The sequence below is a fragment of the Paenibacillus xylanivorans genome (genome assembly GCF_001280595.1).
Classification (GTDB): Bacteria; Bacillota; Bacilli; order Paenibacillales; family Paenibacillaceae; genus Paenibacillus; species Paenibacillus xylanivorans.
The window spans coordinates 81,571-108,235 of the sequence record NZ_LITU01000075.1 but is presented as its reverse complement, the minus strand read 5'-3'; the positions used below and the strand labels follow the sequence as shown (position 1 = coordinate 108,235).

Sequence of the window (26,665 nt, the reverse complement as noted above, 5' to 3'; positions counted from 1 at the left end):
AGTCTATGAAAAAAGGCAGACGAAAGGGTGGGCGTTTCCGTGGAATTAGTTAAAATGGGTGATTTTAAATAGCAATGGACGAGAGATGGCATAACATATCTGGAGAAAGGTTCAACTCGCTTTATAGGAGGGGATGTACAGTGGCCGCATTTGTGTTGGAGATTCACGAAAACCTGCTGCAAACCGTAGTTCCGGTGAGATACATGGACATTGAATTGGCATTTGCAGGGAACGACGATGTGGATATATTTGTTGGAGGAGTAAGTCCTACCCGAGGGGAGCTATATCGCTACCTTTTTCGGATAGGGGCAGATACAGGGAACTATATTATTCATAATCTGGCGGTCTCATCCGATCCGTGCGAGCTGCGTATCATTAGCAACAGTTCTTCACCAAGCCATCTGGTTATTCGCATATACTGCAGAAGTGACCAGGGTCAGACCCTGGGTATACTTTCGGAGCATCAGATGATCAAGATGGCAGATTAGTAAAGCTCACATACGAGTTTCTCCAAACGGATGGAGCAGGAGAAGACCTGGTCCATTTTTTGGCATGCACACTTAATTCCTTACCCAACAAAAATAGCTTGACAGCAAAGGTATTTTCATTAGAATTAACCTATGCTTAAACAAAAGTTTAAAACGACGGTTTAAAACGTCGTGAATATAAGGCCAATGGAGAGGCAGATACAAAGATAACGCCTCCAGGCCGGAAAAGAGAGTGGAGAGAGTGAAACAACAAACAGCAGTGCCCCAGGACCCGGCGGAGTTTTCGATTAAAACGATTATTTTGCCGCTACTGGCTATTATCGTCGGGATGATTATGGTCATCTTGGACAGCACGGTGGTTAACGTGGCGATTCCGAATCTGGTTCAATATTTTGAGACGGATCTGAAGACCATTCAATGGACCGTTACAGGTTATACGTTGGCCTTGTCAGCTGTCATTCCGCTGGCGGGATGGTTGACCGACCGATTTGGAGCCAAAAGAGTATTTCTGTTCACGATTGCGATGTTTACCTTGGGTTCGGTATTGTGCTCGATCGCGCAATCTCCTGAACAATTGATTATTTACCGGATCATCCAGGGACTTGGCGGAGGCATGGTTGCGCCGATTGGTATGGCGATGGTGTTCCGTCTGGCTCCTCCTGAAAGAAGAGGCTCCATCATGGGGATGCTCGGAATTCCGATGCTGTTGGCCCCTGCGCTGGGTCCGGTATTATCGGGCTGGTTCATTGAATCATTCAGCTGGCACTGGATCTTCCTGATCAATCTGCCGATTGGTATTGCCGCTTTTATTCTATGTATCAAATTCCTGCCGGATACGGATCGGGGACGCACACCTGCGCTAGATCTGCTTGGGATGATTCTGGCGCCAATTGCATTCTCGATGCTTGCATACGGTGTAAGTGAGGGTGGAACAAGCTGGAGTTCTGCAACAGCACTGACGGGTGTGATTGTCGGGGGCGTGGCACTGATTCTGTTCATTATCGTGGAGCTTCGTCACAAAAATCCGCTGCTGGAACTTCGGGTATTCAAATCCTCCGATTTCACACGTGGTATTATTCTGGCATGGGTATCACAAGTTGCCTTGTTCGGAGCGATGATTTTGATCCCACTTTATCTGCAACAGATTAAAGGCTACACTGCACTGGAAACAGGACTCATTCTGCTTCCACAGGCGCTGGCTTCGGGTGTGGGTATGCCACTTGGTGGACGATTGTTTGATAAAATTGGTGCAAGACCACTGGCCTTTGTGGGTCTGGGTATCATCTCGGGTGCACTGTTTATTCTGTCTTCCATTACGGCGGAAACCGGTCTGGGTCTAATCATTCTTAGTCTTGTCATGATGGGCTTGGGTATGGGCTTCTCCATGATGCCTCTTAATACGCACGTACTGAATGCTGCTCCACGTAAGCTGGTAGGTCGGGTCACCCCGCTTACTGCGGCTGCACAACAAGTAGTCGTATCCTTTGCCGTTGCCGGCCTGACCGGATTCCTGACCTCCCATATTGCAAGCAATACAGCTGGAGCTACTGATGCTGCAGGTATGGTGAATGGATTAGTGGCTGGTTTTAACGACACCTTCTTCCTGGCGGCTTGCATTGCCCTGTTTGGATGTCTGCTCAGTCTGATCCTGCGCAAACCGAAACGGATGGAAGAAGATTCCCTTCAAACAGGGGATAAACCCGATCCAGCGATGATGATGGGACACTGATTCAAATACGCTGAGATTAAGGTAAACACTTCACTTGAATTTAAGGCAGTTCAGAGATTTCTCTGAACTGCCTTTTTTGTTTTGTTCAAAAGAAAATGCTCAAGGCTGTCATCATTTCACGGAATGAAATGGCGTATCGGTCAGGTGAGAAGGAAACGGCCATATGCTGTCTGCCCTGAATGCGTATATAATCCCGCAGCTGTATGTTGTGCATCAGGTCTACTGCTTCGGATACAGCGGCATTCACGTTTCCAATCGGATAGAATTTTCCCGTTCGGTTATGTGTAATAAAGGAACGTACACCATCCGAATCGGTACTGAGTACAGGACAGCCGCAGCTGATGGCTTCAGCAACAGCGTATCCAAAGCCTTCAAGCAGTGATGTAGACAGCATGATTCCCCCCGAAGCTGCAATCATGGAGTAGAATGTGGGCATCTGGGAATGGGGGACGTTGATAAAGATGCCAATCCGATCTTCTAGCCCGTACTCCGCAAGCATGTGTCGGAACATGACCTCATCCTCTGGATTGGCCAAGGTGGGATCATGGAACATCCATAGTCTGGCTTCTGGAACACTTTTAATGATTTCGCTGGATATCATCAAATATTCCCGCCAGTTTTTGTTGTGTTCGAGCCTTCCCACCCATGCAAGTACCGGATAGGGTGGGATATCCACCGAGATGGGGGCAAAGTTAGTGGTATCCAACATATTGGGAATGACAAACCGATGAAGCCATGGACACATATGGATGAACAGCTCCAGTAAATGATCCGTAGGAGGAATGACCGCGGCATTACAGTGGGCTTGCAGATAAGGTACTGCCATCTGAATGGTTTCCATAGCATGTTCACGCGTCCCTAGTCCCTGTGCTTCATAGATAATGCGCCCATTATACCCGAGGGACCTTAATCTACCCGGCATGGAAATATCCGAAGTGACAATAATGGCATCATAACGATGATGATGGATCAAGCTGTGTATCTCCTCATCGCTGGAAGCTGTGAAGACCGGCGTGTTGTTATTGTTCTGCATTCCCGAGCCAGGGTACAGATACAATACATGCGCTTCGATGCCATGGCGTTGCAGAACGGCTGTACGAAGTCGGTTTAATGTATTCACACCACCGCTTGGAACAAAAAATGTGAATAGTACTTTCACACGGTTCACCCTCTGACTTTTGTAAAGGAGCTCATGCTCCCGTACTGTATGGTACGTTGCCCCAGAGTACAGGGTGTGGGTGAATGAAGGGTTGTTCACATTTTGGACACATATTTTTAAGCTCTCTTTTAAGTGACTTTAAGCTGCATTTAGGATACAACACGTAAGATACAAGGAACTTCCCGTGTTGACCATCCGAAGAAAAGCGATGATGGCACACGGGTATTTTAACGGGAAAGGATGAATGATGTGCTCGAAGTGAAACAGGTAAGCAAAGTATTTGATGGACGGCGCGGCGTGCATCAACTGGATTTCACAATGGAGCGCGGTGAGATTGTTGGATTTTTGGGACCAAATGGTGCCGGGAAAACAACAACGATGCGAATGATCACAGGCTATTTGCATCCAACGGAAGGTTCCATAACGGTAGATGGCATATCGGTACACGATCAGGGGCGGAGCGTTCGTTCCAAGATTGGTTATCTGCCGGAGACACCCCCGCTTTATCCCGATATGACGGTGCAGTCGTATCTCAAATTCGTCGCTAATCTAAGAGATGTCCCAACACGTGAAGTAAAGTTGCGGGTCAGTGAGATGGTGAGCAGACTGGGTCTCCAGGATCGGGAGAAGCAACTGGTTCGTGGACTTTCCAAAGGGTACAAGCAACGTCTGGGTCTGGCTGGAGCCATTATTCACAAACCGGATTTGCTCGTGCTGGATGAACCGACTTCAGGACTGGATCCGAATCAGATTATAGAAATACGGGATCTGATTCGTGAACTGGGTGAGAACCATACCGTGCTACTTAGTACTCATATTTTGCCTGAAGTAAGCGCAATTTGTAATCGCATGTTAATCATTAATCAGGGACAGCTTGTATTGGATGGTTCACCTCAGCATTTTGGCTCAGCGATGGGTGATCAGTTCAAAGTATCCATTGAAGTGAAGGCTACAGAGCAGCAATTACATAACTTGCTGAAACCTTGGGAGAAGGTGCGGAGTGAACTCGTTCATACACCTGATGGACATGCGTCCAACGATTCTCCCGATACCGTCAAAATGCTGCTTACGGGTGAATCGTCGGACGATTTCCGGGAAGAACTGTTTTACCTTTTGTCTGGGGCAGGCTTGCCGATCCTGGAGATGAGGAAAGAAAATCTCAGTCTGGAACAGATTTTCCTGAAGCTTACGACAACGGAAACGGAAACGGAATCCGAAATGGAACTGTCAACGAAGGAGCCTCAAGCGGATACCGTGCAACTCGCGGCGACGGAAGCAGAGACCAAATCGGATATCGCTTCAGATCAAGAGCCATCGGCATTGTCCGAGAGCGCTTCATCTGAATCCCGCACAGGGGAGGAGTCCAAATGAGAAGAATGATGGCGGTTTGCAACAAAGAATTGCAAGCATACTTCCTTTCACCGACGTCGTATTTCGCGTTTGCTGTATATGTACTGATGACAAGTTTGCTGTTCTATTCCAGCTTTGTGTACTATCAGCCAAGTATTGTGGATTATCGCCTGGTACTGGGCGACACGTTATCCATGCTGCTGTTTGTAGTGCCGCTGCTAACGATGAGACTGGTGGCAGAGGAATTCAGACAGGGGACGGACGAACTGTTGTTGACCTCACCTGCACGGGTGACCGAGATTATTTTCGGCAAATATCTGGCATCACTGGCCATTCTTGTCGTACTTATTATGTGCAGTCTCGTTTATCCGTTTATTATGTCCTTCTTTGGTGAATTGGATCTGACATCGGTATGGTTGTCTGCACTGGGTCTATTTTTCCTGGGCGGAAGCATGATGGCGATAGGACTGTTTGCTTCCACGCTATCTCAGCACCAGATGGTGTCTGCGGTAGCCGGTTTTATTATTTTGCTCGTATTCTGGATGCTTGATTCATTTGCTGGCAATTCCGGATCTGCCCTACAGCAATGGCTCGACCCATTTGCACTGACGAACCGGTTTGACAGCTTTACAAAGGGCGTACTTAGTGGCCCGGATATATTGTATTACGTGACGCTCTCAGGTGTGTTTCTGCTATTAAGCATTCAAATTGTGGAACGGAAGCGGTGGAGGTGAGAAGATGAAAAAATGGTTGAGTCATACCAACAGTACCGTGCTGTCTGTAGCGGTGATTGGCATCTTTATTTTGCTGACCCTGTTTCTGAATTCGCTAGGCGGCTTCCAACTGGATCTGACCTCGAATAAACAATATACCTTGTCAGACCAGTCTCTTACCGCGATCAAAAACGTAAAAGAAGACGTCAATATTTTGGTGTTAACCGTAGAAAATGCGAATAATACGGTCTTGAACCGCGAAGTTTCGGATATGGTTCAGGAATATACGAAACGAAACAACAAACTGACGATGAAGCAATACAATCTGACACAGGAGCCTACGCTGGCCTCCAAATATGGCATCACAGGTAGTTCCATTGTATTGGAACAGGGCGATCAGCATAAAGTCATTGATATCGCCAGTCTATTCACGGCTGTCGGGGATGGTAGCGATGGATCGTACCAGTTCACAGGTGAGGAGAAGTTGACACAAGCCCTAATGAACCTATCTTCCACGGAGATGCACAAGATGGTCTTCCTGACAGGACATGAGGAGCTCGGCTTGGATCAACTGACTACGCTGCGCTCATCTCTGGAACAGAATAATATCACAACAGAAGAACTTCAGCTGAATCAAGCTGGTCAGGTTCCAGAAGAAGCGGATGTGCTCGCGATTATTGGACCACAGCGGGATATTAGTGATACTGAACTGAAGGCTATTCGGACTTATCTGAGTAACGGAGGGAAATTGCTGTTATCCCTCGGTTTTCACGAAGACATGAAGTTGACTTGGAAAAATATCGATGCACTCATGACGGATTATGGCGTGGTTGATGAGCATGCGGTCATGGTGGATAATCAGCAGGCCAGCACAATGGGCCCATTGTGGGTCGTGCCGGAGTATGGCACACATGCCATCACGGATAAATTGTCAGAAAGCAAACTGTACCCGATGTTATCCTTGTCTATTGCTTTGACGAGCAAAGAGCAGGATAAATACACGTTGTCGCCGCTCATTCATTCATCGGATGACAGTTATGGCGAGACGAATATTGCAGGCTTATTGCAAAACGAAACATCCAACAATCCGGATCAGGATGTACAAGGTCCTGTTGAGCTTGGATATGCGGCGGATACAACAGATGGCAAACCGAAGGCAGTAATTCTGGGTTCATCCATTTTCATGCAGGACTCGGAAATAGTGAACGGCGGGAACCGGGATTTTATTCTGAATACCGTCAATTATTTAAGTGAAAAAGAAAATGGAGTAACGATCCGGCCACGGGTGCAATCCGGTTATCAAACGGCGTACCTGGACGGTGAACAAGCCAGAACTATTTTCTTCGTGGCAATTGTCGCATTCCCACTCATCTTTGTTATGATAGGTGTACTCTTATGGTGGAGGCGCAGACGGGTATGAAAAAATGGGTCCCAACGATTCTGGTCGTATTGGTCTTGATTATCGGCTGGGTCTATGCGGCCAGTCAGAATTATTTTCGTGAAGAGGAAGCGGAGAAGGTAAATTTGCTCGGTATCAAGTCAGCCGATATACAGACCATCACGATTCATGATAACAATACAGACACATCAAGTACTTCAGAATCCTCATCTTCACAATTGGAACTAAAGAATGGCGTATGGAGTATGGTGGAACCCAAGGCTTATCCTCTGAATGGTTATGCGGTTAGCAGTTGGCTTGATGCCTTAAGTGGTGCGGATCAGGAACTGGTTGTGGAGGAAGAACCGAAGGATCTCGCCAAGTATGGATTGGGTTCAGATGCAACGTTGCTGGACATCCAACTGAAGGATAACCGTGAGATCAAACTGAGCATCGGTGCTCAGCTGCCAGCAGATGACGCTCGTTATGTGCGGGTAGACTCCGGACCTGTCGTAGCTGTACAGACGGAATCCATCAGTAATATAGAAAAATCACGGCAGGATCTGCTGGATACGACTCCGTTTAATCTGGATGAAACCAATGTCACTATGCTGGAATGGGAAGGCGAAGCAGCCACCTGGATGCTCAAATCTTCCTCCGAGGCAGGTGCGGCAGAGCAGACGTGGACGCTTAATGGTGAAGCGGTTGAAGCTACCGATGCTGTATCGCTGATTGGCAAAATTAAAAACCTGTCCACAGCTGAGGATGTGCGCAAAGCTTCTGAACTGAAAGGAACCGTGCCACGCTTTACTTTATCTGTTGAGCAGACGGTTAATGGAGAAGCTGTTACGGATGTGTACCGGGGACTTACTATTCCATCGGAACCGGATCAGATCTGGGTAGTCACACCGGACGGTCAATGGGCCTATCCGATGGATGCGGCTAGTCTGAAGGAAGCAGAGCAATTTCCGAATTCGATCAAAAAATCAGAATCAGATGCAACATCTTCTTCGAGTGGAGATGATGCTGATGCGAATTCCTCATCCTCATCCAAGTAAGTGAAGGGCTTCTTCAACATAATAATGAAGGTTCACACTTGAACAGGAGATACGCGGTTATACAGAGCGGTGCTGCACTTTGTGCAAGCATCGCTTTTTTATTTTTTTTATGCGGAAGAGAACCCATTGAGCCCAGATAAAGGAGGCTAATGTTCCATATCCTTTCAGCATATCGCTCCGTACAGAAGAGCATCCTATCCTTGTGACCAAAACCAACATAATTGGAGGATGAGACATGCCAGCAGCCAAAAAGGCGACAGCAATCAGCTTATCTTTGTCTACTGCAATCTTCGTAATGGCCGGATTGACGGGTTGTGGAACAAGTACCAAAGATAACAACCTGCACACCCAAAGTGTTCGTCATGAAGTGAAAGGCATTAACCGTTATGGTGTTGAGTCCAATGGTATGGATGGTATTCGTGCGAAAAGCTATCGCACGCATAACGTCACTGACCTGAAATCAAGTGACGAGCTGGCTAAACGTATTTCAGAAATGAAGGAAGTGAAGTCAGCACATGTTATGCTGACCGATCGTAACGCGTATGTTGCAGTTCGTTTGACAGATGGTCACACTGGCAAATTGGAAAGCAAATCTTTGCGTAACCGGGCAAATGGCACTATGCGTACAGAAAGCATGGGTCAGGATATGGGTGGTTTGCGTGTAAATGGTGGTAATGGAACCATGTCTCCATACAGCACCAGTGGCATTGCTCCGGGACTGAACACCAATGCAGCTACGGATCGCAGCCACATGGGCAATGACCGCAGCATCTATGGAACCATGGGAACCGGATCTTATGGCATGATGCGTGGTCTGACTAACAGTGGCAATGGCAAAGTACGTTCAATGAGCGATGGTCACTATGGCATGAAGAGTGAAACATCGCGAATTGACAGCACGGATGACAATACATCCGAAGAGATTAAATCCAAAATCTCGGCCAAAATCAAACAATTTGCACCTAACGTCGAGAACGTATACGTGTCGGCTAACCCGGAATTTGTTCAGCATGTGGAGAGTTATGCCACAGATATTCGTAACGGCAAACCGGTTAGTGGCATGATAAACACGTTCCAATCGATGGTTGAACGTATTTTTCCAACGAATGCGTTGAACTCCAATCACCGTGACGGCGTGCTTGATGATGGCATCATGAATCGTAACAACAACGATGGCATGATGAACCGCATGAATCGATAATCTAGATTAAACAATATGCCTTTGCGCTGATGGTTAACATTAGTGGCAAGGGCATGTTTGTTTTAAGGGATATGAAAATAACGATTGAGAAAACGATACATAGTATGCTTAATATGAGACTGAGTCCAAATTGACAATTAGGTTTACTTCGTTTGTACCTATATAGCGATGATTCATTCAAATTGCAATTCACTGCCCATTTTTTTGATAAAACTGAACCAACGCCCTTGACCTTACATAAGATGAGTTGACTGTATCCCCTTAACCTTGTTACACCAACACAACCCGAGCAAGGAGGGGTGAACATTGAAGGGTATCGATCATAAAAGCAAATTTCTGTTGACCCACCGTGAACGCGAAGTATTCGAATTACTGGTTCAGGACAAAACGACGCGTGACATCGCAGGGCAGTTATTCATCAGCGAGAAAACGGTGCGTAACCATATTTCGAATGTGATGCAAAAACTCAATGTTAAGGGTCGTTCGCAGGCAGTTGTAGAGCTGATTAAGCTCGGAGAACTGAAGATCTGACGCGATACTGCACAGTTGATTGAAGCAGCATGAAAGTCTTTTTCTATTCTTCATCATGAAGAATGGGGAAAGACTTTTTTGTTTTATGCTGGATAGCAAAAACAAGCGATAACCATTATGGTTCAGTATCGCTTGTTTTGGGATATGCACTTTCAGAAATCTAAATTCAGAAGTTGCTGATTGCAGTCCACTATTCTGGTTAGATCAGATTTAGTAAAGCCTAGCCGCTTTGTCTTTTCACAGCACCACCAGCAGGAACAGTGTATCTTTCCTTTGGCAAAAATCCCTTCGAACTTGTAGGACCAACCGTACCGAATAGCAAGCTGTTTTTTACGCTGAATAACACGCCTTCTGTGATGCCTGTAATAGGCTTGATTTCTTTGCTGAGATTTCATTGATCATCACGCTCCCTTGGGAAAAGGCTCAGCCCGCAGAAATTCCAAGGGTATAGATTGCTACGGGCAGAGCGTGATGGAAATCGTAAACGGATATGGCATAAGGATTCACCTACATATTGTTATTGGAATGCTCCTTAATAAAAGCTCTCCATTGTTTCTTCGAAAAAGGCTGATAAAAGAGTCGTTCCAATTCACCGTATTGTTTTTCATTGAGATATAAATAGAGCGCCCTCTTGGCAATTTTGGCGGCAGGTTGGGAGGAGGATTTCGTACCGCCAGCTTTTCGTTTGATTGGGATATGAAACTGCAGCAAGTCTGCGAGGTTATTCCAGCCTTCCCAGCTTAGTCGCCCTCCGCGCCTCCAGTCGATAGCAAATAGGGCATAATGTTTACGAGCTTCGGTCTGTTTTATGGCAATAATCCAGGTGGAAGGAATCATTTTTCGACGTTGTCGTCGATTCATCTAGGGTATGCTCCTTCCTTAAAAGTGAAATTCCCAAATTCGCTTCAAAGTTCAATTCCAATATAAGCTGAATCCGGTTCCTTAATCAAGAAGATACCTTCTCAAAGTTTCATCACTTATACGGCGAATACATGGTGAGAATCCTCTTGATTTGCAGCAAAGTATTGATTAAAATGAGAATATAAAAATAATTTTCTTTATTTATAATGATTTTATAAAAATAATTTTCAGGAAAGGAGTACTCATGGCAGCCATACTACATGCGTTGCAGCAAGAGCTGAATGAACTTCCGTCTCAGGAACGACGAATTGCAGAGGTGATTTTGCAGTCCCCATCCGATATTCCGGGTTGGACCATTAACCATCTTGCACAGCAAAGCGGAACAAGTGCGGCTACGGTAACCCGCTTTTGCAAATCATTCCATTTCAAAGGTTTTCCCGATTTCAAAATGAAGCTTGCTGCAGAATTGTCTCATTCCACCAATGAAACAGCATATCAGGATATCGTGGCGGGCAATCCGTTATCCAAAATTGTGGAAGCCATCGAAGCCAATCATCTGGCCTCCATTGCGGATACCACCCGTTTGTTGGATTTAGGAAGGCTGGAGCATGCGGTTCAGCTATTATGTCATGCCCGTCGCATTGATCTCTACGGAGTCGCAACTTCTTCAATTGTTACGCAGGATTTCTACCAGAAACTTGTGCGGATCGGCAAAAGCTGTACCGCCTTCTCGGATTCACATATGCAAATTACGTCGGCCTCTTCACTGAGTGAGGGAGATGTGGCGATGGCAGTATCCTATTCGGGCGAAACGCCGGAAACCATCGATGCTTTGCATTGTGCCAAACAGGCTGGAGCTTCAACAATTTCGCTAACTTCCTATGGGAATAACAAACTTGCGGGGGTGTCGGATATTCCGCTGTTTACTTCATCACTGGAAGAAGGCATGAGGCGGGGAGATATGGCTTCACGTATTGCACTGCTGCATGTCGTTGATATTTTGTTCACTGGCATGGTGAGTGCAGACTTTGACCGCTTTATCCCCAAATTGGAACAATCGTATCACAATGTACAATCTTATCGAGTTCAACATAACGGAGGTGCCTAAGAAGATGAATATACGTATTTTTGAAAATGAAGAAGATTTGAACGCAACGGGTGCAGGCGTGATTTCCAGTTTGCTGCAGACGAAACCCCGGGCTGTACTGGGACTCGCGACTGGAAGTTCTCCTGTAGGTATCTATAAATCGCTTATTGCTTTGTATCAGAAAGGTCTGGTCAGCTTTGCGCAGGCATCTTCCTTCAATCTGGATGAATATGTAGGTCTTCCTGTGGAACATCGCGAGAGTTACCGCAGCTTCATGAATGAACAATTATTTTCCCATATTGATATCGATCTCGCCAGAACGCATGTGCCGGATGGGCTGGCTTCGGATTTGGAACAAGAATGTGTTTCCTATGAACAACGAATTGATGATCGTGGTCCTGTAGATCTGCAACTGTTGGGTATCGGACATAATGGTCACATTGGCTTCAATGAACCCGGAACCGAGCTGACAGGGCGGACACATGTGGTGGATCTCAAAGAAGAGACAAGAAAAGCAAACGCCCGCTTTTTTAATAGTATTGATGAAGTTCCGACTCAGGCCATTACGATGGGGGTAGGTACGATTCTAAAAGCCAAACAAATCCTGTTGGTTGCCCGTGGTGAGGAAAAAGCCGAAATTATTCGTGAAGCCTTTATGGGGCCAATTACGACACAATGTCCCGCTTCGCTTCTGCAATGTCATCCCAATGTGGTCGTATTACTGGACCGTGCTGCCGGGAGGTTGGTGAAGTGAGCGTAGAACATACGGAGAGACATAAGCAAGAGAGTGAAAAAACCATTTCCCTTCTTCGAGGCAAAATCGTGCTGCCCGATGGTGTAATGGAGGATGGTGTGCTCGTCTGGACAGAAGGGAAAATCCTTTATGCTGGCGCACCCGAGGGACTATCTGAACACATTCGCCGTGAAGCCGTTTCTGTGCCTGTTTCTAAGCATGGCGTTATTGTCCCTGGGTTTATAGATATCCACGTACATGGCGGTAATGGAGAAGACTTCATGGATGCGAGTAAAGAAGTGTTGGATAAGATCACTTCTTTTCACAGCACGCAGGGGACAACAGCAATGCTGGCAACGTCCATGACAGCGCCCAAAGATAGTCTGGATCATGTATTGGCTGAAGTAAACAGCTATCGTTCCAGTGACATGCCTTATGCACAGCTGGAAGGTGTACATCTGGAGGGTCCCTTTTTCAGTCCCAAATGGCCTGGCGCACAAAACCCGGATCATATCGTATTGCCTAATGTGTCCTGGCTTGAAGCATGGGAAAAACAATATCCAGGCCTGATCCGTCAAGTCACACTGGCGCCGGAACGTGAGGGAGCGCTGGAAGTCATTTCGTGGCTGCGAGAGCAGCGAATTACGGCAGCATTAGGTCATACGGATGCTACTTATGAAGAAGTAGAGCGGGCAGTTGAAGCTGGACTGCATCATGCAGTGCATACATTCAATGCAATGACACCGCTGCATCACCGGAATCCCGGAGCCGCCGGAGCGGTACTCAGTGATTCGCGCATTAGTGCAGAGGTTATTGCGGACGGTATCCATGTGCATCCAGCGGCGATCTCACTCATCGCACAGTTGAAACAATCTACCGATCAAATCGTGCTGATCACGGACGCGATGTCTGCTGCCGGGCTGGATGATGGTGAATACAAAATTGGCGATCTGCCTGTGATTGTTAAGGAAGGTGTAGCACGTTTGAAAGACGGAGGCGCACTGGCAGGAAGCACGCTCACGATGATTCGCGGTTTCCGCTATCTGGTACAGGAAGTGGGCTTGAGTCTGAATGCAGCTTCACGCGCAGCCAGCCTGACGCCGGCACGTCTGCTCGGGATTGATCACCGCACGGGTTCCTTTGCTAAAGGCAAACAGGCGGACGTCGTTTTGCTGAATGGTGATTTGAAAATTGAGGAAGTGTGGGTGAAAGGCAGACGAATCGGCGGTTAATTCTCCGTCTGTAGTGTTGTAGTGTGCCTCAACAGGCAATAGCTTGCGTAATGTGTTAAAATAGATCTCAAAAAAGCCGGGATCTGCGGATCACGCATTACGGAGGCGTGAAACATGGAACGTAACGCTATGCTCGAATTCGACCCGTTCATCACAGAGCTGGCGGAAAAGCTGCACGTACACGGATATTATGCCTTTTATGGCGAACACTACAATGAGACCGATATGGAGCAGTACCGCAGACACCTGTTCACCTCATTCAGCAATATCGTATGGGTGGAGTTGGATGCCCGCAAAAAGTATATGATTGTGGATCATCGTGGACGCAACACGGTCATGAAATTGATCGACGGTATGCTGAACACCCGTAGAACGCTACGTGCCAATCTGGCGATGGCAGGTACGGACACCTCCGAAGTCCAGCAGGAAATCACGCACATGATGCAGCTTGTGCATATGTTAAATTTCACAACCTTCCGCTCCTAAGTGGGATGACAAGTGTATTTACCGGAAGGTATTGTATTTAGATCTACCAATTGCAAAAGGGGTGTGCCGTCTTGAATATGGACGGTACACCCCTTTATCTATTTATATACCTACCTACTACCCATCATTTGTAAAGTAGGTTCAATCTTAAAATTAGTCATGGAAAAGCTGCAAAGTAGTGCAGGGGACGAAATCGATTCTGTAGAAGCGGAGCGTTCGCTAAAAGCTTTCTGCAAGAAAGCTACTTCGGAAGCATATGCTATCCCTGGATTTCACCTTTGTCAAAAGGGAATCAAAGAAATCCGGGGATAACAGCGATCGAAAGAACGATTCGGCACCGGAACGTCAACTCAGCACGCTTTCCAGCACTTATTTTGAAATGAACTAAACTTTACAAACTCTTCAAAAACTGAACAATCGTCAACAACCCTTTATCAAAGTTCTCCAGATTGAAATGCTCATTCGGTGCATGCAGATTCTCATCTGGCAAACCGAAGCCCATCATGACAGCCGGAATACCGAGCACGCGTGAAAGTTTCTCCACGATCGGAATGGAGCCGCCGTCTTTCGTAAACAGGGCACGAACGCCATACACTTGCTCATAGGCATCGGCTGCTTTTTGCAGTACCGGATCGGAAGGATCGGTATTGAACGCAAAGGCTTTCTCAATCTGTTTCACATGCAGCGTCGCTCCTGGCTGAACGTGAGCGCGCAGATGTGCTTCGATATGGTCCAGCACATGCTGTGGATCTTGGTCCGCAACAAGGCGGCATGTAATTTTGGCATGAGCTTCCTTCGGAATAACGGTTTTGGTGCCTTCACCCTGGAAACCGCCCCATACGCCATTCAGTTCCAGCGTCGGACGTGCGCCAACACGTTCCACGAATGAGTAACCTTCTTCCCCGTACAATTGCTCCAGTCCGAGGTCCTGACGAAGCTGTTCTTCATTGAAGCCCTGCTTCACGAACTCTTCTCTCATCTCAGGAGAGAGTGGCAGAACGCCATCATAGAAACCGTCTACGCTCACGCGGCCTTGCTCATCATGCAGCGAAGCGAGCAGGGATACGAGTGCGTGCAGTGCGTTTGGTACACCGCCTCCAAATGAACCAGAGTGCAGGTCCGTATTGGCTGTGTTCAGATCCACTTCGAGTGAGCAAAGGCCACGCAGACCTGTGGAGATGGCCGGTTTTCCTTTTTCGAGCAGGGATGTATCCGAGATCAGTACCATATCTGCACGCAGCTTGTCCGTATTGTCATTTAGATAGATTGGCAAGTTCGGGCTGGAGATTTCCTCTTCCCCTTCGATGCAGAATTTTACATTCACGGGAAGTTCCTTGTTTTCGGCAAGCAGAGCTTCAACCGCCTTGATATGTATGAAGATTTGTCCTTTGTCATCCGTAGCACCACGTGCAAACAGCTTGCCGTCCCGAACGGTAGGTTCGAATGGAGGTGTATCCCACAGGTTGAGCGGATCGACAGGCTGAACATCATAGTGCCCATAGATCAGTGCTGTTGGTTTGCCAGGTGCATGCAGGTGGTCTGCATAGACAATCGGATGTCCCGCCGTTGGAATAACCTCTACATTTTCCATGCCTGCACGTGTGAGTGCATCCGCAGCCCATTGTGCCGCACGGTTAATGTCCTCTTTATGCGCTGAAATGGCTGAAATACTTGGAATGGATAACCATTCATTCAATTCTGCCAGGTTTTTCTCTCTATTTTCTTGAAAATAAGCTTGTTCCTTCATTAAAAGGCCTCCTTCATGTTTTGCTTTACCCTATTGTAATCCATTTTGATGTGTTAATAAAACATTGGTTAAAAAATGATCTGCTACGTACCGTTTCATTCCCCTGGAAATTATGCGTATAATACAAGAAACGGATTTCATCCATATATTCTCATGTAAACCATTTCCGCAGGGGAGTTGAGGGAGTTCCATGACAGTCAGACCATACGCAAGCAGGCAGGTGAGTGCTGATGGAACCAGCTAGGAAGGTAAGATCCTCCAGCAGATTCACGCGTTGGCCCGCCATAACCACAGGACAACATAAGGGGCGTTTTTATCGAAACAGTTTGATGCTTATTTTGCTCATTGCCAGCATTCCCGGACTGATTACAGGCATCGTGATGTACCAGTTGGTCGTTGGTCGGATGGAAAATGAATTTAATCAGATGCACCAAAGCCAGATTGAGAATCGGGCACGCAACGTGGACGACCAACTCGCATATCTGGAGATGACCCTGTCCCATTGGGCTTTTGAACCCAGGTTTGGCAATGCGCTGCGAACGCTGGATTTTGTGTATTATTTCAACGAAACACAGGAGATAGTCACCACCCTTTACGTGTTGCAAGGCTCCCATCCGCTCATCAAAACCGCGCAGCTACATTTACAGGAACCGAAATCGATTTTGTTTAACCGGGATTATAACGAGTTGAAGGATGATGAGAAAATAGAGGCCTATGACCGCTATCTGACGATGGGCAACCATGTGTATTGGACAGATTGGGTTGCGAGCCAGGGCAGCGATAAAGCAGCTCAAGCGAAGGATAGTATTCTGCATACCGATTCAGGTAATGCACTGGTTCTTGTACATAAGATTCCGGGAGAAAGCATTAATCCATTCGGTGCGCTGATCATTACGCTGGATAATGAGAAAGTCGGCAGCTTATTGAAAACGCTTACTCCATATGAAGAAGGGTTAACGTTTCTCATGGACCAGGAGGGAAATACGCTGGTTACTGGTAATCCGGCAGTAGGGAAGGCTGATCTTGCTTTTGAGCAGCAGCTAAAAGAAGAAGTAGCCTTGCATACAGACAGCCATTCCTTCCTGTTCAAATATGAGGACGAGACCTATTCCGTATCCTATGGATCTCTGAGCCGGATCGATTCGGACTGGACGTACGTCTCCGCAGCTCCGCTGACATCGGTGACCTCGCCGGTGAAGCTCGTCTCCAAAATCATCGTCATTGCGAGCGCAGGCAGTCTTCTCCTGGGACTTGTGCTATCCTGGTTCGCTTCACGCCGTATTTACTCCCCAGTAGCAAGGATGCTCCACTTATTGACGCCGGGCAGGAATGAAGCGACAACAGACACCAGGCTGGATGAATTCCAGCTGTTGGAGCAGCAGTGGAACGAGTTGACTTCGCAAAGTCTGACCGCCCACCGGCAACTGCAGGAGCAACTGCCCCACTTGCGGGACAGTTTTGTATTACAACTGGTGCAGGGGCATCTATATGCCTATAACGAGCAGGATCTCCAGCAGCGAATGAGGAATCTTGGTTTTGAGGTGGAAGGCCAGCAGTTTTTGCTGCTTCAGATGTATTTTACGGGATATGCCCAGCTGCAGGGTCGATTTGGGAGCCAGGATACGGGGCTGGTTACCTTTGCGGCAGTCAATATTATTGAAGAAGTTGCCAAAAATGTTTTCAGTCAAATTAGCGTGATGAACTTTCACGACCTGTCTTCAGCCATGCTTGTGATTGCTCCCGAGGACGAGCCTGTAAAGTCACAAGCATTGTTATGGGGACAGGAACTGGTGGAGGTTATTGGTCAAACATTGAAAATGAATGTGACGGTAATGGTCAGTCGTCCCGCGGCCTCTCCGCAGGAATTACCGGGATTGTTCGTAGAGATGGAGCAGGCGGTTGCTTATCGCAGCGTGGAAGTTGGGAGCCAGATTCTCGATCTGGAAGATGAGCAATGTTTCCGCAGAAAGGAAGAAGCCTCATACCCATTGGGGCTGGAACGTGAGATCCTTCAGGCGATCAGACTTGGGAAGAAAGATGGGGCTGAGCGCGTACTGGAGCAATTTATGACCGAGATCACCCGAGCGGGCAGTTCCGAATTCCAGGTGCAGCAGATGATGCTTCAATTGCTGGGAAGTATTCAGCATATGATGCTGCAGACTGGGGTAACGCCTTACAAGCTGTTTGGTGGCTGCAACATGTATGAGCGCTTATCCACGATTCGCGAACCTGCTCAAATGATGAAATGGATGATTGGAGAAGTATTGCTTCCTTATATACAGGAGATCGAGATGCGATCCCAGGAGCCGCTAAAGCAGGTGGTGGAACGCACGATGTTGTTTATCGATGAGAATTATCGAAACGAACTTTCCCTGGAAAGCTGTGCAGATGCGGAGCAGATGATCCCTTACGCATTAAGCAAGGCATTCAAGCAGGTATCCGGTATGAATTTCATTGATTATTTAACACGGGTGCGAATGGATGCGGCGAAGCAATTACTGCGTGAGACTACGATGAAAATCAATGATATCGCAGGCGCTGTTGGATACCAGCACAGCTACTTTAATCGGATTTTCAAGAAACAGGAAGGCTTAACACCGAGCCAGTATCGGGATCAGTGGCTAGGTAAATAAACCTGTTCATAAGACTTCATCCGGAATCCCGCTTCATTGGGACTCCGGTTTTTCATGTTTCACCTTGGAAACACCTCGGAAACAAAGAAGGATAATGCTGCAAAAATGTGCAATCTCCTCTGCCAAAATATGTGCAAGTCGAAGCGGAAATGGCGTTATAGCGGGCTTTTGGGCCATATTACGCAACCATGCAAAAAATGAAGGTTGCCGGAAACAGGGCAGCTGTATAGTCTGAATAACAGATTAATTGATAACGCTTACATATATAGGGAGGGGAGACATTATGAACGGGAAGACGGACTGGAATGGAAATGGTGCTACAGCAGCTCAAGTGGAAATGGCCGCATTGCCGATGAAGCGGGAGTCCAACTGGAAGAGGCAGATCAAACGAAATAAATGGCTGTACGTGCTTGTACTTCCCGGATTTTTGTACTTTGTCATATTTAAATACTTGCCCATGTGGGGGATCGTTATTGCCTTCCAGGACTATCAGCCTTTTCTGGGCATTCGCGACAGTCAATGGGTGGGGATGGAGAACTTTACGAATTTCTTCTCCAATCCGGACTTCTTCCGATTGCTGAGGAATACACTCGTCCTTGCCCTATATGATCTTATATTCTTTTTCCCGGCACCGATTATTATCGCTTTATTGTTAAATGAAATCCGGGTCGCTTTCTTCAAAAGAACGATTCAGACACTCGTTTATGTACCTCATTTTGTATCCATGGTCATTATCGCAAGTATCACTTACGTATTCCTGACTCCGCAAGGCGGGGTATTGTACGACCTGATCTCCTGGATCACAGGTAAACCGATCGATGTATTGGCCAGTCCGGGGTCATTTCGTCCGCTCATTATTGTTCAGATGATGTGGAAAGAGATGGGCTGGGGAACGATTATCTTCTTAGCGGCACTGGCAGGTGTGGATACAGAGCAGGTTGAAGCTTCAATTGTGGATGGTGCAGGACGACTACGGCGCATGTGGCATATCACACTTCCAGCAATTCGCACGACCATTGTCATCTTGCTCATTCTCAGGCTCGGGAACTTCCTGGATACCGGTTTTGAACAGATCTATCTGATGACCAACTCGCTGAATCGTGATGTGGCAGATGTATTTGATACGTATGTATACACCGTCGGGATTACGCAAGGTGCATTCAGTTACAGTACGGCTGTCGGGTTATTCAAGTCTGTGGTCGGGATCATTCTGGTGCTGGGCAGCAATAAACTTGCCAAAAAATTCGGTCATCCGGGCATTTATTAAGTAAGCATGGAGCATTTAATGCTGGAGCATGCATTCCAAAAAGGAGGAAATCGCCCATGAACAGCCGTCTATACAACAGCCCTGCCGGCAGAGTATTCGATATTTTCAATTACGTCATGTTGGGGATTCTGGGCATATTAACCGTCCTTCCTTTCCTGTATATTATAGGAAATTCATTCGCGACCGAAGCTGAGATTACCGAACGCAGTTTTTTCCTTATTCCGAAGGTGTTTTCGTTCAGTGCATATGAGTATATTTTTTCCTCGTCGACCATCTTCCGCAGTATAGGGGTTTCTATATTTGTTACGGTTGCAGGTACATTGGTTAACCTCTTCTTCACGCTGACGATGGCTTACCCGCTTTCCCGAAGTGATTTCTGGGGCCGGAATGTCATGATGAACATGGTGATTTTCTCCATGCTGTTCGGCGGTGGGATGATCCCGACCTATCTCGTCATTCGTGGACTTGGACTTCTGGATTCCTATTGGGCCCTCATGCTTCCTGGCGCGATCAGCGCTTTTAACTTAATTGTTGTCAAAAACTTTTTTCAGCAATTGCCGCCCGGGCTGGAGGAAGCGGCCCGCATCGACGGCTGTTCGGATCTTGGAGTGCTGTGGCGAATTGTTCTGCCATTATCCAAACCGGTGATTGCCACATTTGCGTTATTTTACGCCGTAGGGCACTGGAACAACTTTTTCTCGGCACTCCTTTACATTTCCGACAGTGACAAATGGCCATTGCAAGTCATGCTGAGACAAATTGTTCTGCTCTCACAGGCCAGTGTCGGAGATATGGCGAACATGGACCCCAATTTTGTACAGCCACCGGAGCAGTCCATTAAGATGGCGGTCATTGTGGTCGGCACCATTCCAATTTTGCTGGTGTACCCGTTTTTGCAGAAGCATTTTGCCAAAGGTGTCATGTTAGGTTCAATCAAAGGCTAAAGCCAAGGGGGAGAACGTATGGGACAAAAGACGGGATTCAAAAAAGGTGCACTACTACTGTCTACATTATTGGTACTGAGTACGGTTCTGGGGGCTTGCTCCACAGACAAAGCAGGTTCAGGAACCGCTGCGGGTGGCACGGATCAGATTACGATTATGCTTCCGAATTTTGAAGCGGAGAATCCGCCGGATAACAGCCCTGTGATTCAGAAACTTGAGGAATTGACCAAGATGGATGTAAATCTGCAATGGGTACCGAGCAGCTCCTATGAAGACAAATTTAATATCACACTGGCTTCGGGCAAGCTGCCCGATGTTATGGTTGTGCTGGGCAAATCCCCTAGTTTCATTAATGCGGCTCGTACCGGAGCGTTCTGGGAGCTTGGGCCTTATCTGAAAGACTATCCGAATCTGAGCCAGATGAATGAAATTATCACCAACAATGCTTCCATCGATGGCAAAACCTATGGTATCTACCGCGCACGTGCTCTGGGACGTAACGGTGTCACGATCCGCAAGGATTGGCTGGAGAAGCTTGGTCTGGAAGAGCCAAAGACCCTTGACGAGTTCTACAATGTATTGAAAGCGTTCACGAAGGATGATCCGGACGGCAACGGTAAAGACGATACCTACGGTCTGGTGGCGAGCAAATTCACGGGTCCTTGGGATAATATGCAGATTTGGTTTGGTGCACCCAACAAATGGGGCGATGATGGTAACGGAGGTTTAATGCCGGCACACGAGACTCCAGAATATATGGAAGCTCTGAAATTTTTCCGCCAAATCTATAGCGAAGGTCTGGTCAACAAGGACTTTGCCGTGATGGATGCGACGAAACTGCCTGACCCTTTTGTAAACGGGCAAGCGGGTGTCATGGTGGATGTGGCGGATAATGCACAGCGCATGGATCAGAAAATACTGGATAAAGATCCGACAGCGACTGGGCATGTGGATGTACTTCAAGCGATGGAAGGTCCAAAGGGCCTTCGTGACATGCCAACATCAGGTTATTCCGGCATGATTGCCATCTCCAAAAGCAGTGTCAAAACGGAAGAAGACCTGAAAAAGGTACTGAGTTTTCTGGATCAGTTGAATGAACCTGAGTTACAGGCGCTCCTGGGGAACGGTCTGGAAGGCAAGCAGTATGAGAAGAAAGAGGATTATGTCATTCCGACGACCGACAAGTTGGCACTGCGTGATGTGCAAGGGCTTAACCAGATCCTGATGTTTATTCCAGAGGACAAAACGCTGCGTGTGCAACAGACACCTGTTCGCCAAAAGGTTGCACAGGTACAGAAAGCCAATGAGGAAATCGTCATTGCGAATCCTGGCGAACCGCTGATTTCCGACGTGTATGCCCAGAAAGGTCCACAGCTGGATAACATCATGAATGATGCACGTATCAAGTTCATCGTGGGGCAAATTGATGAAAAAGGCTTCCAGGATGCTGTTGCGTTGTGGAAAAGCAGTGGTGGCGATGACTATGTCAAAGAAGTGAATGCGCTGTACGCTGCACTGAAATAGATTGATGTTCCAGAGCCCGGCAGCCTTGCTCGCAGTGTAAGGGCGGCAGCCGGGCATTTCCGTATATCCATTGTTCAGGCCATCTGAAAACCAGCTTCATCTCTTTTTTGAGAATTATGGCTTCCAGTCTTTGGATTTTGATGTATAATCAATGCGAAACAAACCTATTTGAACTTAAATGAACGATATTGGTAGATGGATGGGCACTCTTGAACATACAGGGAGGAAGCGACATGTGGAACGGGGATGCATTTGAAAATCCTGAGGCGCAATACCGGGTTCATCCCTTTTGGTTTTGGAATGGGGATATGGAGGAAGGGCAAATCAAACGGCAAATAGCCGAAATGTCTGCACAGGGCGTCGGTGGTTTTTTCATCTGTCCACGTCAGGGGCTGGAGATTCCCTATCTGGCTGAAGCATGGTTTGACAAGGTACGGATTGCAGTGGAAGCGGCGGCTGCCTGCGGCATGCAAGTCTGGTTATATGACGAGTATCCCTACCCAAGCGGGATGGCAGGCGGAGAAGTGACACTTGATTTTCCCGAGGCGAAGCAGCGCCAGCTTGTTCATCATCAATTCCATGTTCATGGCGGAGAAGCTGTGGATCATGAACTGCCATGGGGAAGAATTCTAGTCGCAAAGGCAATTCCCAAGGATACGCAGGGCAAACGATTGTGGCATGAATCCATTGATTTGCGCAACAATATCGGCAATATTCAGACGGATCAGGTCTATCAGGAGACAGGACTCACGTCGTATAATCGCAAGCGGTTTTTTACATATCGAACGGCTTTTCGACTGTTGTGGAAAGCTCCCGCTGGGGAATGGGACGTAATTATATTTCAGGAAGAAGAGATGGATGATTTCAAATATTACGGCAACTTTGTTGACCCGTGTCACAAGGAAGCGATGAGCCGTTTTATTGAACTTACCCATGACCGGTATAAGGAGGCAGTTGGAGAACAATTTGAAAGCGTAATCAAAGGTATGTTCTCCGATGAGATTGCGCCGCTTGGGCGTATCCCGTGGTCTCCACAGCTTCCCCAATATTTCAGTGAACGCTGCGGTTACAGCTTGATCGAGTCCCTGCCCGCTCTGTTACATGGCGATGTTCCAGATGCAGAACGAATCCGGTATGACTATTACCAGTCGCTGCATTTGCTGCTCAGGGAGTCGTATCACAAACAGGTACATGACTGGTGCGAAGAAGCGGGGATTCAATATGCGGCAGAAGTGCCGGGGGTTCGGATGACCACGCAGTTGTTCAGCCACATGCCAGGGGGAGATTCGGCGCATGAGAAAATCGGACGCCCTTTATCCTGGATTCTGGAACGGTATGGCAAAAAAATGCGCGACAATCCGAAGATGGTCAGCTCGCTTGCCAGACAGCTGGGACGAAGCCGCAATCTAATTGAGTGTTTTCACAGTGTAGGCTGGTCGATGACCTTACAGGATGCTAAGTGGATGATTGACCGGATGGCAGCCATGGGCACCAACTTTTTTAACTTCCATGCTTTTTTCTTTACCATTGGCGGACTTGCCAAGCATGATGCACCACCTTCCCAGTTTATACAGAACCCGTATTGGCGTCACTTCCGGCAGCTCGGGGATTACACGGGACGTCTAAGCTATCTGATGAGCACAGGGACAGCGGATATCCGAATTGCTGTGCTTGATCCAATCACCACATTCTGGAGCCTGATGGGCAATCCACTACATGGATTCGAATATGGCGGGGAGGACGAAAAAGAACGGGCCAAGCTGGACCGCCTCACGAACGATTGGATGCGGATCACCTCGCATTTGCTCGAAAACAGACGTGACTATGATCATCTGGACCCTGAGCTGTTAGCCGAATCCGTGCTGGCCGAGGGCATGATTCAGATTGGCGTTGCGCGTTATGAGGTGCTGATTCTTCCGCCGATGCTGAACCTAGAGGCAGCGGCCTGGCAGAAGGTGAAACAGTTCGTGGAACAGGGGGGAACGGTCATATCCGTAGGCATGCCCCCGCATGTAGCCATCCAACCGGGGAGTCCTGTGGGAAATGAGGCTGCCCAGTTCTTTGGTGCAGGCAATCAGCCGCAGGAGGCATATTGGGGCAATGCGGAAGAAACAGGTCACGACAGCAGCGAATCGATGTGGCAACAGGGACAGGGAAATGCCTATTTTCTACCTGCGGGAACAGGTCGCGGGGATGACTTCTCCTTGGAATTGATCTCCCTGCTGCTGGATCAGGTACTGCCCGAACCGATCTGTTGGATCATGGAAGAAGAAAGTGCGTCACTGCTTATGCAGACCCGTCAATTATCGGATGGAGAGTTCATGATCTTCTTGTCCAACCAGGAAGGACAACACCTTGAGGGGCAATTGAAAATGGTAGCCAAGCGGTTATGGACAAGTGTGGATCTTTCAACAGGTACAACTCTGCTGGCGGAACGGCTTGATCTGGAGACAGGACAGCGTGAACCATTACCGTATACCAGCAGTGGTGGTGAATGGTGCATTTCGTTAAATCTTGCACCCTATGAAGCACATACTGTGAGGCTTACTTTACAACACGTCCAGGAGGCATCAGAGGGGAGTCCTTTTGCTCTGAACAAAACAAGATTGAAGTCTGGCACGGGTCGTTTAGTTAGCGAGAAAGAGCCCTACACCATTAAACTTCCATCGGAGGGGCCGTGGCGCCTGGAAACGCTGCAGTCCAACACACTTCGAATGGGACAGTTCAACGTAACAGCTTCCAATGACAACGGTGTAATTTTTGAACGTAATCATGTTGCAGTCAAACCGTTTATTGACCAGGCGGCTGAATTATCGGAGAACCATCATCTGCCGCTCCAGTTTAATCAGGTATTCGGCACACCGAAGAAAGCTTCCCTTGCTTATCCAATCCAGTGCCAATATACGACTACATTTGAGCTGAGGACGGCATTGACAGAATGTCTGTTATTCATGGACAGGGCGGCGATATCGGGTGAATGGATCATGGAAATTAACGGTCAACAGATCGGACCCGATCAATTCGAGACGATTGAAATTACCGATCACCATAATATGGGCTGCAATATAACGGAGTTGTTGCACAGTGGTCTGAATGAAATGACCGTTACCGTACAGGTCACGAGGGATGAAGAAGGTATCGTTGATCCGCTGTATCTGCAAGGGAGATTTGGTGTGGAATTCCATCATGAGGGGATGATCTCTCTTGTTCCTGAACCGGATACAGCGATTCGGATTCAGCCAGAACCCCAACCGCTTTATCCCTACTTTGCAGGAGAGATGAGTTATAAACGTAACTTCTGGCTGGATGAGCCTGCTGAAGAGGTCGCGTCTTTTGAACTGGAATTCAATGACTTGCGGGTACAGGATGTGGTTGAGGTACGGGTGAATGGTCATAGTTTGGGCGTTCGATGCTGGTCTCCATATCGCTGGCCGGGAGAAGCCTCCTGGCTTCGAGCAGGGGACAACGATATTGAAGTACGTGTTACCAATACATTGATTGGATTGCTGGAAGGTACGTATTTTGACTCAGCCAGTCATAGCTTGCGTGAAGTGGGTCAGTGATCCACTGAAAAATAAACATTACGAGAGAAACGGGTATGTCGGGATTACGCTCTACCATTTTCTCATCTGGGGATCCTGGCTACTCAAGAGAAGGAGGAACAAGATGGGACATCGCATTCAATTCGACCGGTATCCGGGTGGCGTGATGAAAGCATTGACGTTCAGTTATGACGACGGGGTAGTATATGACCGCAGACTGGTGGAGCTTTTCAATCGACATGGGCTGCGGGGCACATTCAATCTGAACTCCGGTACTCTGGGCAAGCCTGGTCGGATCGAGACGGCAGAAGCTGCGGAATTGTATGCCGGGCATGAAGTGGCTGTACATACGGTCACCCATCCCACATTGCCCTATGTCCCGGATGAGCTGCTGACCGAAGAGATTATGGAGGATCGGAGAGCGCTGGAACAGCTTGTCGGTTATCCGGTACGAGGCATGGCTTACCCGAACGGGGGTTATGATCGCTCGCTCAGCACCAAGCTGGAGTGGCTCGGTATCGATTATGCACGCACGGTTGAATCCCATGGCAGGTACACACTGCCTGAACGGCCGCTCGAATGGCATCCAACCTGCCACCACAATCATGATTTGGCAGCCCATGCTGAACGTTTTATCCAGCATACGAAGACAGGTACGCCACTGTTGTTATATGTATGGGGTCACAGTTACGAATTCAATGATAACGATAATTGGGAGATTATAGAACAGTTTGCTGAGCAGATTGGCGGCCGGGATGACATATGGTACGCAACGAACGTTGAAGTGATGGCTTACTGGAAAGCGGTCAAACGTCTGGAATGTTCAGCAGATCGATCGATGATCCATAATCCTTCTGCCATCTCCGTCTGGTTTACGGTGGATCAGCAAGTCGTGGAAGTGAAAGCCGGAGAGACATTGCGACTAACCGAACGAATCAAGGTATAGGAAGGGAGCTGAAGATCATTCGTTATTTTCATGAGAACGAGGCGATTGCAGGCAAG

At 47.7% G+C, this 26,665-nt stretch carries 21 protein-coding genes; 18 read left to right on the top strand and 3 right to left on the bottom strand.

The window, feature by feature from the left end:
• The first annotated feature begins 140 nt into the window (after positions 1 to 140).
• A complete protein-coding gene (locus tag AMS66_RS23790; protein WP_053783157.1) occupies positions 141 to 488 on the top strand; it encodes a hypothetical protein in 348 nt (115 codons plus the stop codon).
• Between the two features lie 241 nt (positions 489 to 729).
• Entirely contained in the window at positions 730 to 2,217 is a 1,488-nt protein-coding gene (locus AMS66_RS23785; protein ID WP_053783156.1) for a DHA2 family efflux MFS transporter permease subunit, read from the top strand.
• Between the two features lie 85 nt (positions 2,218 to 2,302).
• On the opposite strand, the gene AMS66_RS23780 is transcribed toward AMS66_RS23785, so the two are convergent.
• Positions 2,303 to 3,376, bottom strand: coding sequence for a glycosyltransferase family 4 protein (locus AMS66_RS23780; RefSeq protein WP_053783155.1), 1,074 nt, complete (start codon positions 3,374 to 3,376; stop codon positions 2,303 to 2,305).
• Between the two features lie 240 nt (positions 3,377 to 3,616).
• Between AMS66_RS23780 and AMS66_RS23775 the strand changes: the two genes are divergently transcribed.
• The 6 genes from AMS66_RS23775 to AMS66_RS23750 all read left to right on the top strand — a co-directional run bounded on the left by AMS66_RS23775 (position 3,617) and on the right by AMS66_RS23750 (position 9,607).
• On the top strand, positions 3,617 to 4,747 hold the full coding sequence (locus AMS66_RS23775; RefSeq protein WP_082350879.1) for an ABC transporter ATP-binding protein: 1,131 nt from the start codon (positions 3,617 to 3,619) through the stop codon (positions 4,745 to 4,747).
• Positions 4,744 to 5,460 carry an ABC transporter permease subunit gene (locus AMS66_RS23770; RefSeq protein ID WP_053783153.1) on the top strand — a complete coding sequence of 239 codons (717 nt, stop codon included), beginning with the start codon at positions 4,744 to 4,746 and terminating at the stop codon, positions 5,458 to 5,460. Before AMS66_RS23775 ends, AMS66_RS23770 begins: the two co-directional genes overlap by 4 nt.
• A gap of 4 nt (positions 5,461 to 5,464) precedes the next feature.
• A complete protein-coding gene (locus AMS66_RS23765) occupies positions 5,465 to 6,859 on the top strand; it encodes a GldG family protein (protein ID WP_053783152.1) in 1,395 nt (464 codons plus the stop codon).
• On the top strand, positions 6,856 to 7,875 hold the full coding sequence (locus tag AMS66_RS23760; protein ID WP_053783151.1) for a DUF4340 domain-containing protein: 1,020 nt from the start codon (positions 6,856 to 6,858) through the stop codon (positions 7,873 to 7,875). Before AMS66_RS23765 ends, AMS66_RS23760 begins: the two co-directional genes overlap by 4 nt.
• Before the next feature lie 235 nt (positions 7,876 to 8,110).
• On the top strand, positions 8,111 to 9,076 hold the full coding sequence (locus AMS66_RS23755; RefSeq protein ID WP_053783150.1) for a YhcN/YlaJ family sporulation lipoprotein: 966 nt from the start codon (positions 8,111 to 8,113) through the stop codon (positions 9,074 to 9,076).
• Between the two features lie 306 nt (positions 9,077 to 9,382).
• On the top strand, positions 9,383 to 9,607 hold the full coding sequence (locus AMS66_RS23750; protein WP_017692532.1) for a helix-turn-helix domain-containing protein: 225 nt from the start codon (positions 9,383 to 9,385) through the stop codon (positions 9,605 to 9,607).
• Positions 9,608 to 10,114: 507 nt separating this feature from the next.
• Here AMS66_RS23750 and AMS66_RS23745 read toward each other — a convergent pair.
• Positions 10,115 to 10,468: a hypothetical protein gene (locus tag AMS66_RS23745; protein WP_053783149.1), complete on the bottom strand. Its 354-nt coding sequence runs from the start codon at positions 10,466 to 10,468 to the stop codon at positions 10,115 to 10,117.
• A 244-nt stretch (positions 10,469 to 10,712) separates the two neighbouring features.
• Between AMS66_RS23745 and AMS66_RS23740 the strand changes: the two genes are divergently transcribed.
• The 4 genes from AMS66_RS23740 (at position 10,713) to AMS66_RS23725 (ending at position 14,006) form a co-directional block, all read left to right on the top strand.
• Positions 10,713 to 11,576, top strand: coding sequence for a MurR/RpiR family transcriptional regulator (locus AMS66_RS23740; RefSeq protein WP_053783148.1), 864 nt, complete (start codon positions 10,713 to 10,715; stop codon positions 11,574 to 11,576).
• A 4-nt stretch (positions 11,577 to 11,580) separates the two neighbouring features.
• Complete coding sequence (nagB, locus tag AMS66_RS23735; RefSeq protein WP_053783147.1) at positions 11,581 to 12,309, top strand: glucosamine-6-phosphate deaminase; 729 nt, start codon at positions 11,581 to 11,583, stop codon at positions 12,307 to 12,309.
• A complete protein-coding gene (gene nagA / locus AMS66_RS23730) occupies positions 12,306 to 13,520 on the top strand; it encodes an N-acetylglucosamine-6-phosphate deacetylase (protein WP_053783146.1) in 1,215 nt (404 codons plus the stop codon). Before nagB ends, nagA begins: the two co-directional genes overlap by 4 nt.
• A gap of 114 nt (positions 13,521 to 13,634) precedes the next feature.
• Positions 13,635 to 14,006 carry a hypothetical protein gene (locus tag AMS66_RS23725; RefSeq protein ID WP_053783145.1) on the top strand — a complete coding sequence of 124 codons (372 nt, stop codon included), beginning with the start codon at positions 13,635 to 13,637 and terminating at the stop codon, positions 14,004 to 14,006.
• A 391-nt stretch (positions 14,007 to 14,397) separates the two neighbouring features.
• Here the strand turns inward: AMS66_RS23725 and AMS66_RS23720 are convergent, their stop codons facing one another.
• Positions 14,398 to 15,753, bottom strand: coding sequence for a dipeptidase (locus AMS66_RS23720; RefSeq protein ID WP_053783144.1), 1,356 nt, complete (start codon positions 15,751 to 15,753; stop codon positions 14,398 to 14,400).
• Positions 15,754 to 15,983: 230 nt separating this feature from the next.
• Between AMS66_RS23720 and AMS66_RS23715 the strand changes: the two genes are divergently transcribed.
• From AMS66_RS23715 to AMS66_RS23690, 6 genes are all read left to right on the top strand, one after another.
• On the top strand, positions 15,984 to 18,386 hold the full coding sequence (locus tag AMS66_RS23715; RefSeq protein WP_053783143.1) for an AraC family transcriptional regulator: 2,403 nt from the start codon (positions 15,984 to 15,986) through the stop codon (positions 18,384 to 18,386).
• Between the two features lie 337 nt (positions 18,387 to 18,723).
• A complete protein-coding gene (locus AMS66_RS23710) occupies positions 18,724 to 19,653 on the top strand; it encodes an ABC transporter permease (RefSeq protein WP_053783307.1) in 930 nt (309 codons plus the stop codon).
• A 56-nt stretch (positions 19,654 to 19,709) separates the two neighbouring features.
• Positions 19,710 to 20,597 carry a carbohydrate ABC transporter permease gene (locus AMS66_RS23705; RefSeq protein WP_053783142.1) on the top strand — a complete coding sequence of 296 codons (888 nt, stop codon included), beginning with the start codon at positions 19,710 to 19,712 and terminating at the stop codon, positions 20,595 to 20,597.
• 18 nt (positions 20,598 to 20,615) lie between these two features.
• A complete protein-coding gene (locus AMS66_RS23700) occupies positions 20,616 to 22,121 on the top strand; it encodes an extracellular solute-binding protein (protein ID WP_053783141.1) in 1,506 nt (501 codons plus the stop codon).
• Between the two features lie 233 nt (positions 22,122 to 22,354).
• On the top strand, positions 22,355 to 25,684 hold the full coding sequence (locus AMS66_RS23695) for a glycosyl hydrolase (protein WP_053783140.1): 3,330 nt from the start codon (positions 22,355 to 22,357) through the stop codon (positions 25,682 to 25,684).
• A gap of 103 nt (positions 25,685 to 25,787) precedes the next feature.
• The gene (locus AMS66_RS23690; protein WP_053783139.1) at positions 25,788 to 26,609 is read left to right on the top strand and encodes a polysaccharide deacetylase family protein; all 822 of its coding nucleotides are present in this window, start codon (positions 25,788 to 25,790) and stop codon (positions 26,607 to 26,609) included.
• Positions 26,610 to 26,665: the final 56 nt, after the last annotated feature.

What these genes read in the sequence shown, in the direction of transcription:
- AMS66_RS23775 (WP_082350879.1), top strand. Translation starts at nt 3,617, where the DNA reads ATGAATGATGTGCTCGAAGTGAAACAGGTAAGCAAAGTATTTGATGGA.
- AMS66_RS23770 (WP_053783153.1), top strand. Translation starts at nt 4,744, where the DNA reads ATGAGAAGAATGATGGCGGTTTGCAACAAAGAATTGCAAGCATACTTC.
- AMS66_RS23765 (WP_053783152.1), top strand. Translation starts at nt 5,465, where the DNA reads ATGAAAAAATGGTTGAGTCATACCAACAGTACCGTGCTGTCTGTAGCG.
- AMS66_RS23760 (WP_053783151.1), top strand. Translation starts at nt 6,856, where the DNA reads ATGAAAAAATGGGTCCCAACGATTCTGGTCGTATTGGTCTTGATTATC.
- AMS66_RS23755 (WP_053783150.1), top strand. Translation starts at nt 8,111, where the DNA reads ATGCCAGCAGCCAAAAAGGCGACAGCAATCAGCTTATCTTTGTCTACT.
- AMS66_RS23745 (WP_053783149.1), bottom strand. Translation starts at nt 10,468, where the DNA reads ATGAATCGACGACAACGTCGAAAAATGATTCCTTCCACCTGGATTATT.
- AMS66_RS23740 (WP_053783148.1), top strand. Translation starts at nt 10,713, where the DNA reads ATGGCAGCCATACTACATGCGTTGCAGCAAGAGCTGAATGAACTTCCG.
- nagB (WP_053783147.1), top strand. Translation starts at nt 11,581, where the DNA reads ATGAATATACGTATTTTTGAAAATGAAGAAGATTTGAACGCAACGGGT.
- AMS66_RS23725 (WP_053783145.1), top strand. Translation starts at nt 13,635, where the DNA reads ATGGAACGTAACGCTATGCTCGAATTCGACCCGTTCATCACAGAGCTG.
- AMS66_RS23720 (WP_053783144.1), bottom strand. Translation starts at nt 15,753, where the DNA reads ATGAAGGAACAAGCTTATTTTCAAGAAAATAGAGAGAAAAACCTGGCA.
- AMS66_RS23715 (WP_053783143.1), top strand. Translation starts at nt 15,984, where the DNA reads ATGGAACCAGCTAGGAAGGTAAGATCCTCCAGCAGATTCACGCGTTGG.
- AMS66_RS23710 (WP_053783307.1), top strand. Translation starts at nt 18,724, where the DNA reads ATGGCCGCATTGCCGATGAAGCGGGAGTCCAACTGGAAGAGGCAGATC.
- AMS66_RS23705 (WP_053783142.1), top strand. Translation starts at nt 19,710, where the DNA reads ATGAACAGCCGTCTATACAACAGCCCTGCCGGCAGAGTATTCGATATT.
- AMS66_RS23700 (WP_053783141.1), top strand. Translation starts at nt 20,616, where the DNA reads ATGGGACAAAAGACGGGATTCAAAAAAGGTGCACTACTACTGTCTACA.
- AMS66_RS23695 (WP_053783140.1), top strand. Translation starts at nt 22,355, where the DNA reads ATGTGGAACGGGGATGCATTTGAAAATCCTGAGGCGCAATACCGGGTT.
- AMS66_RS23690 (WP_053783139.1), top strand. Translation starts at nt 25,788, where the DNA reads ATGGGACATCGCATTCAATTCGACCGGTATCCGGGTGGCGTGATGAAA.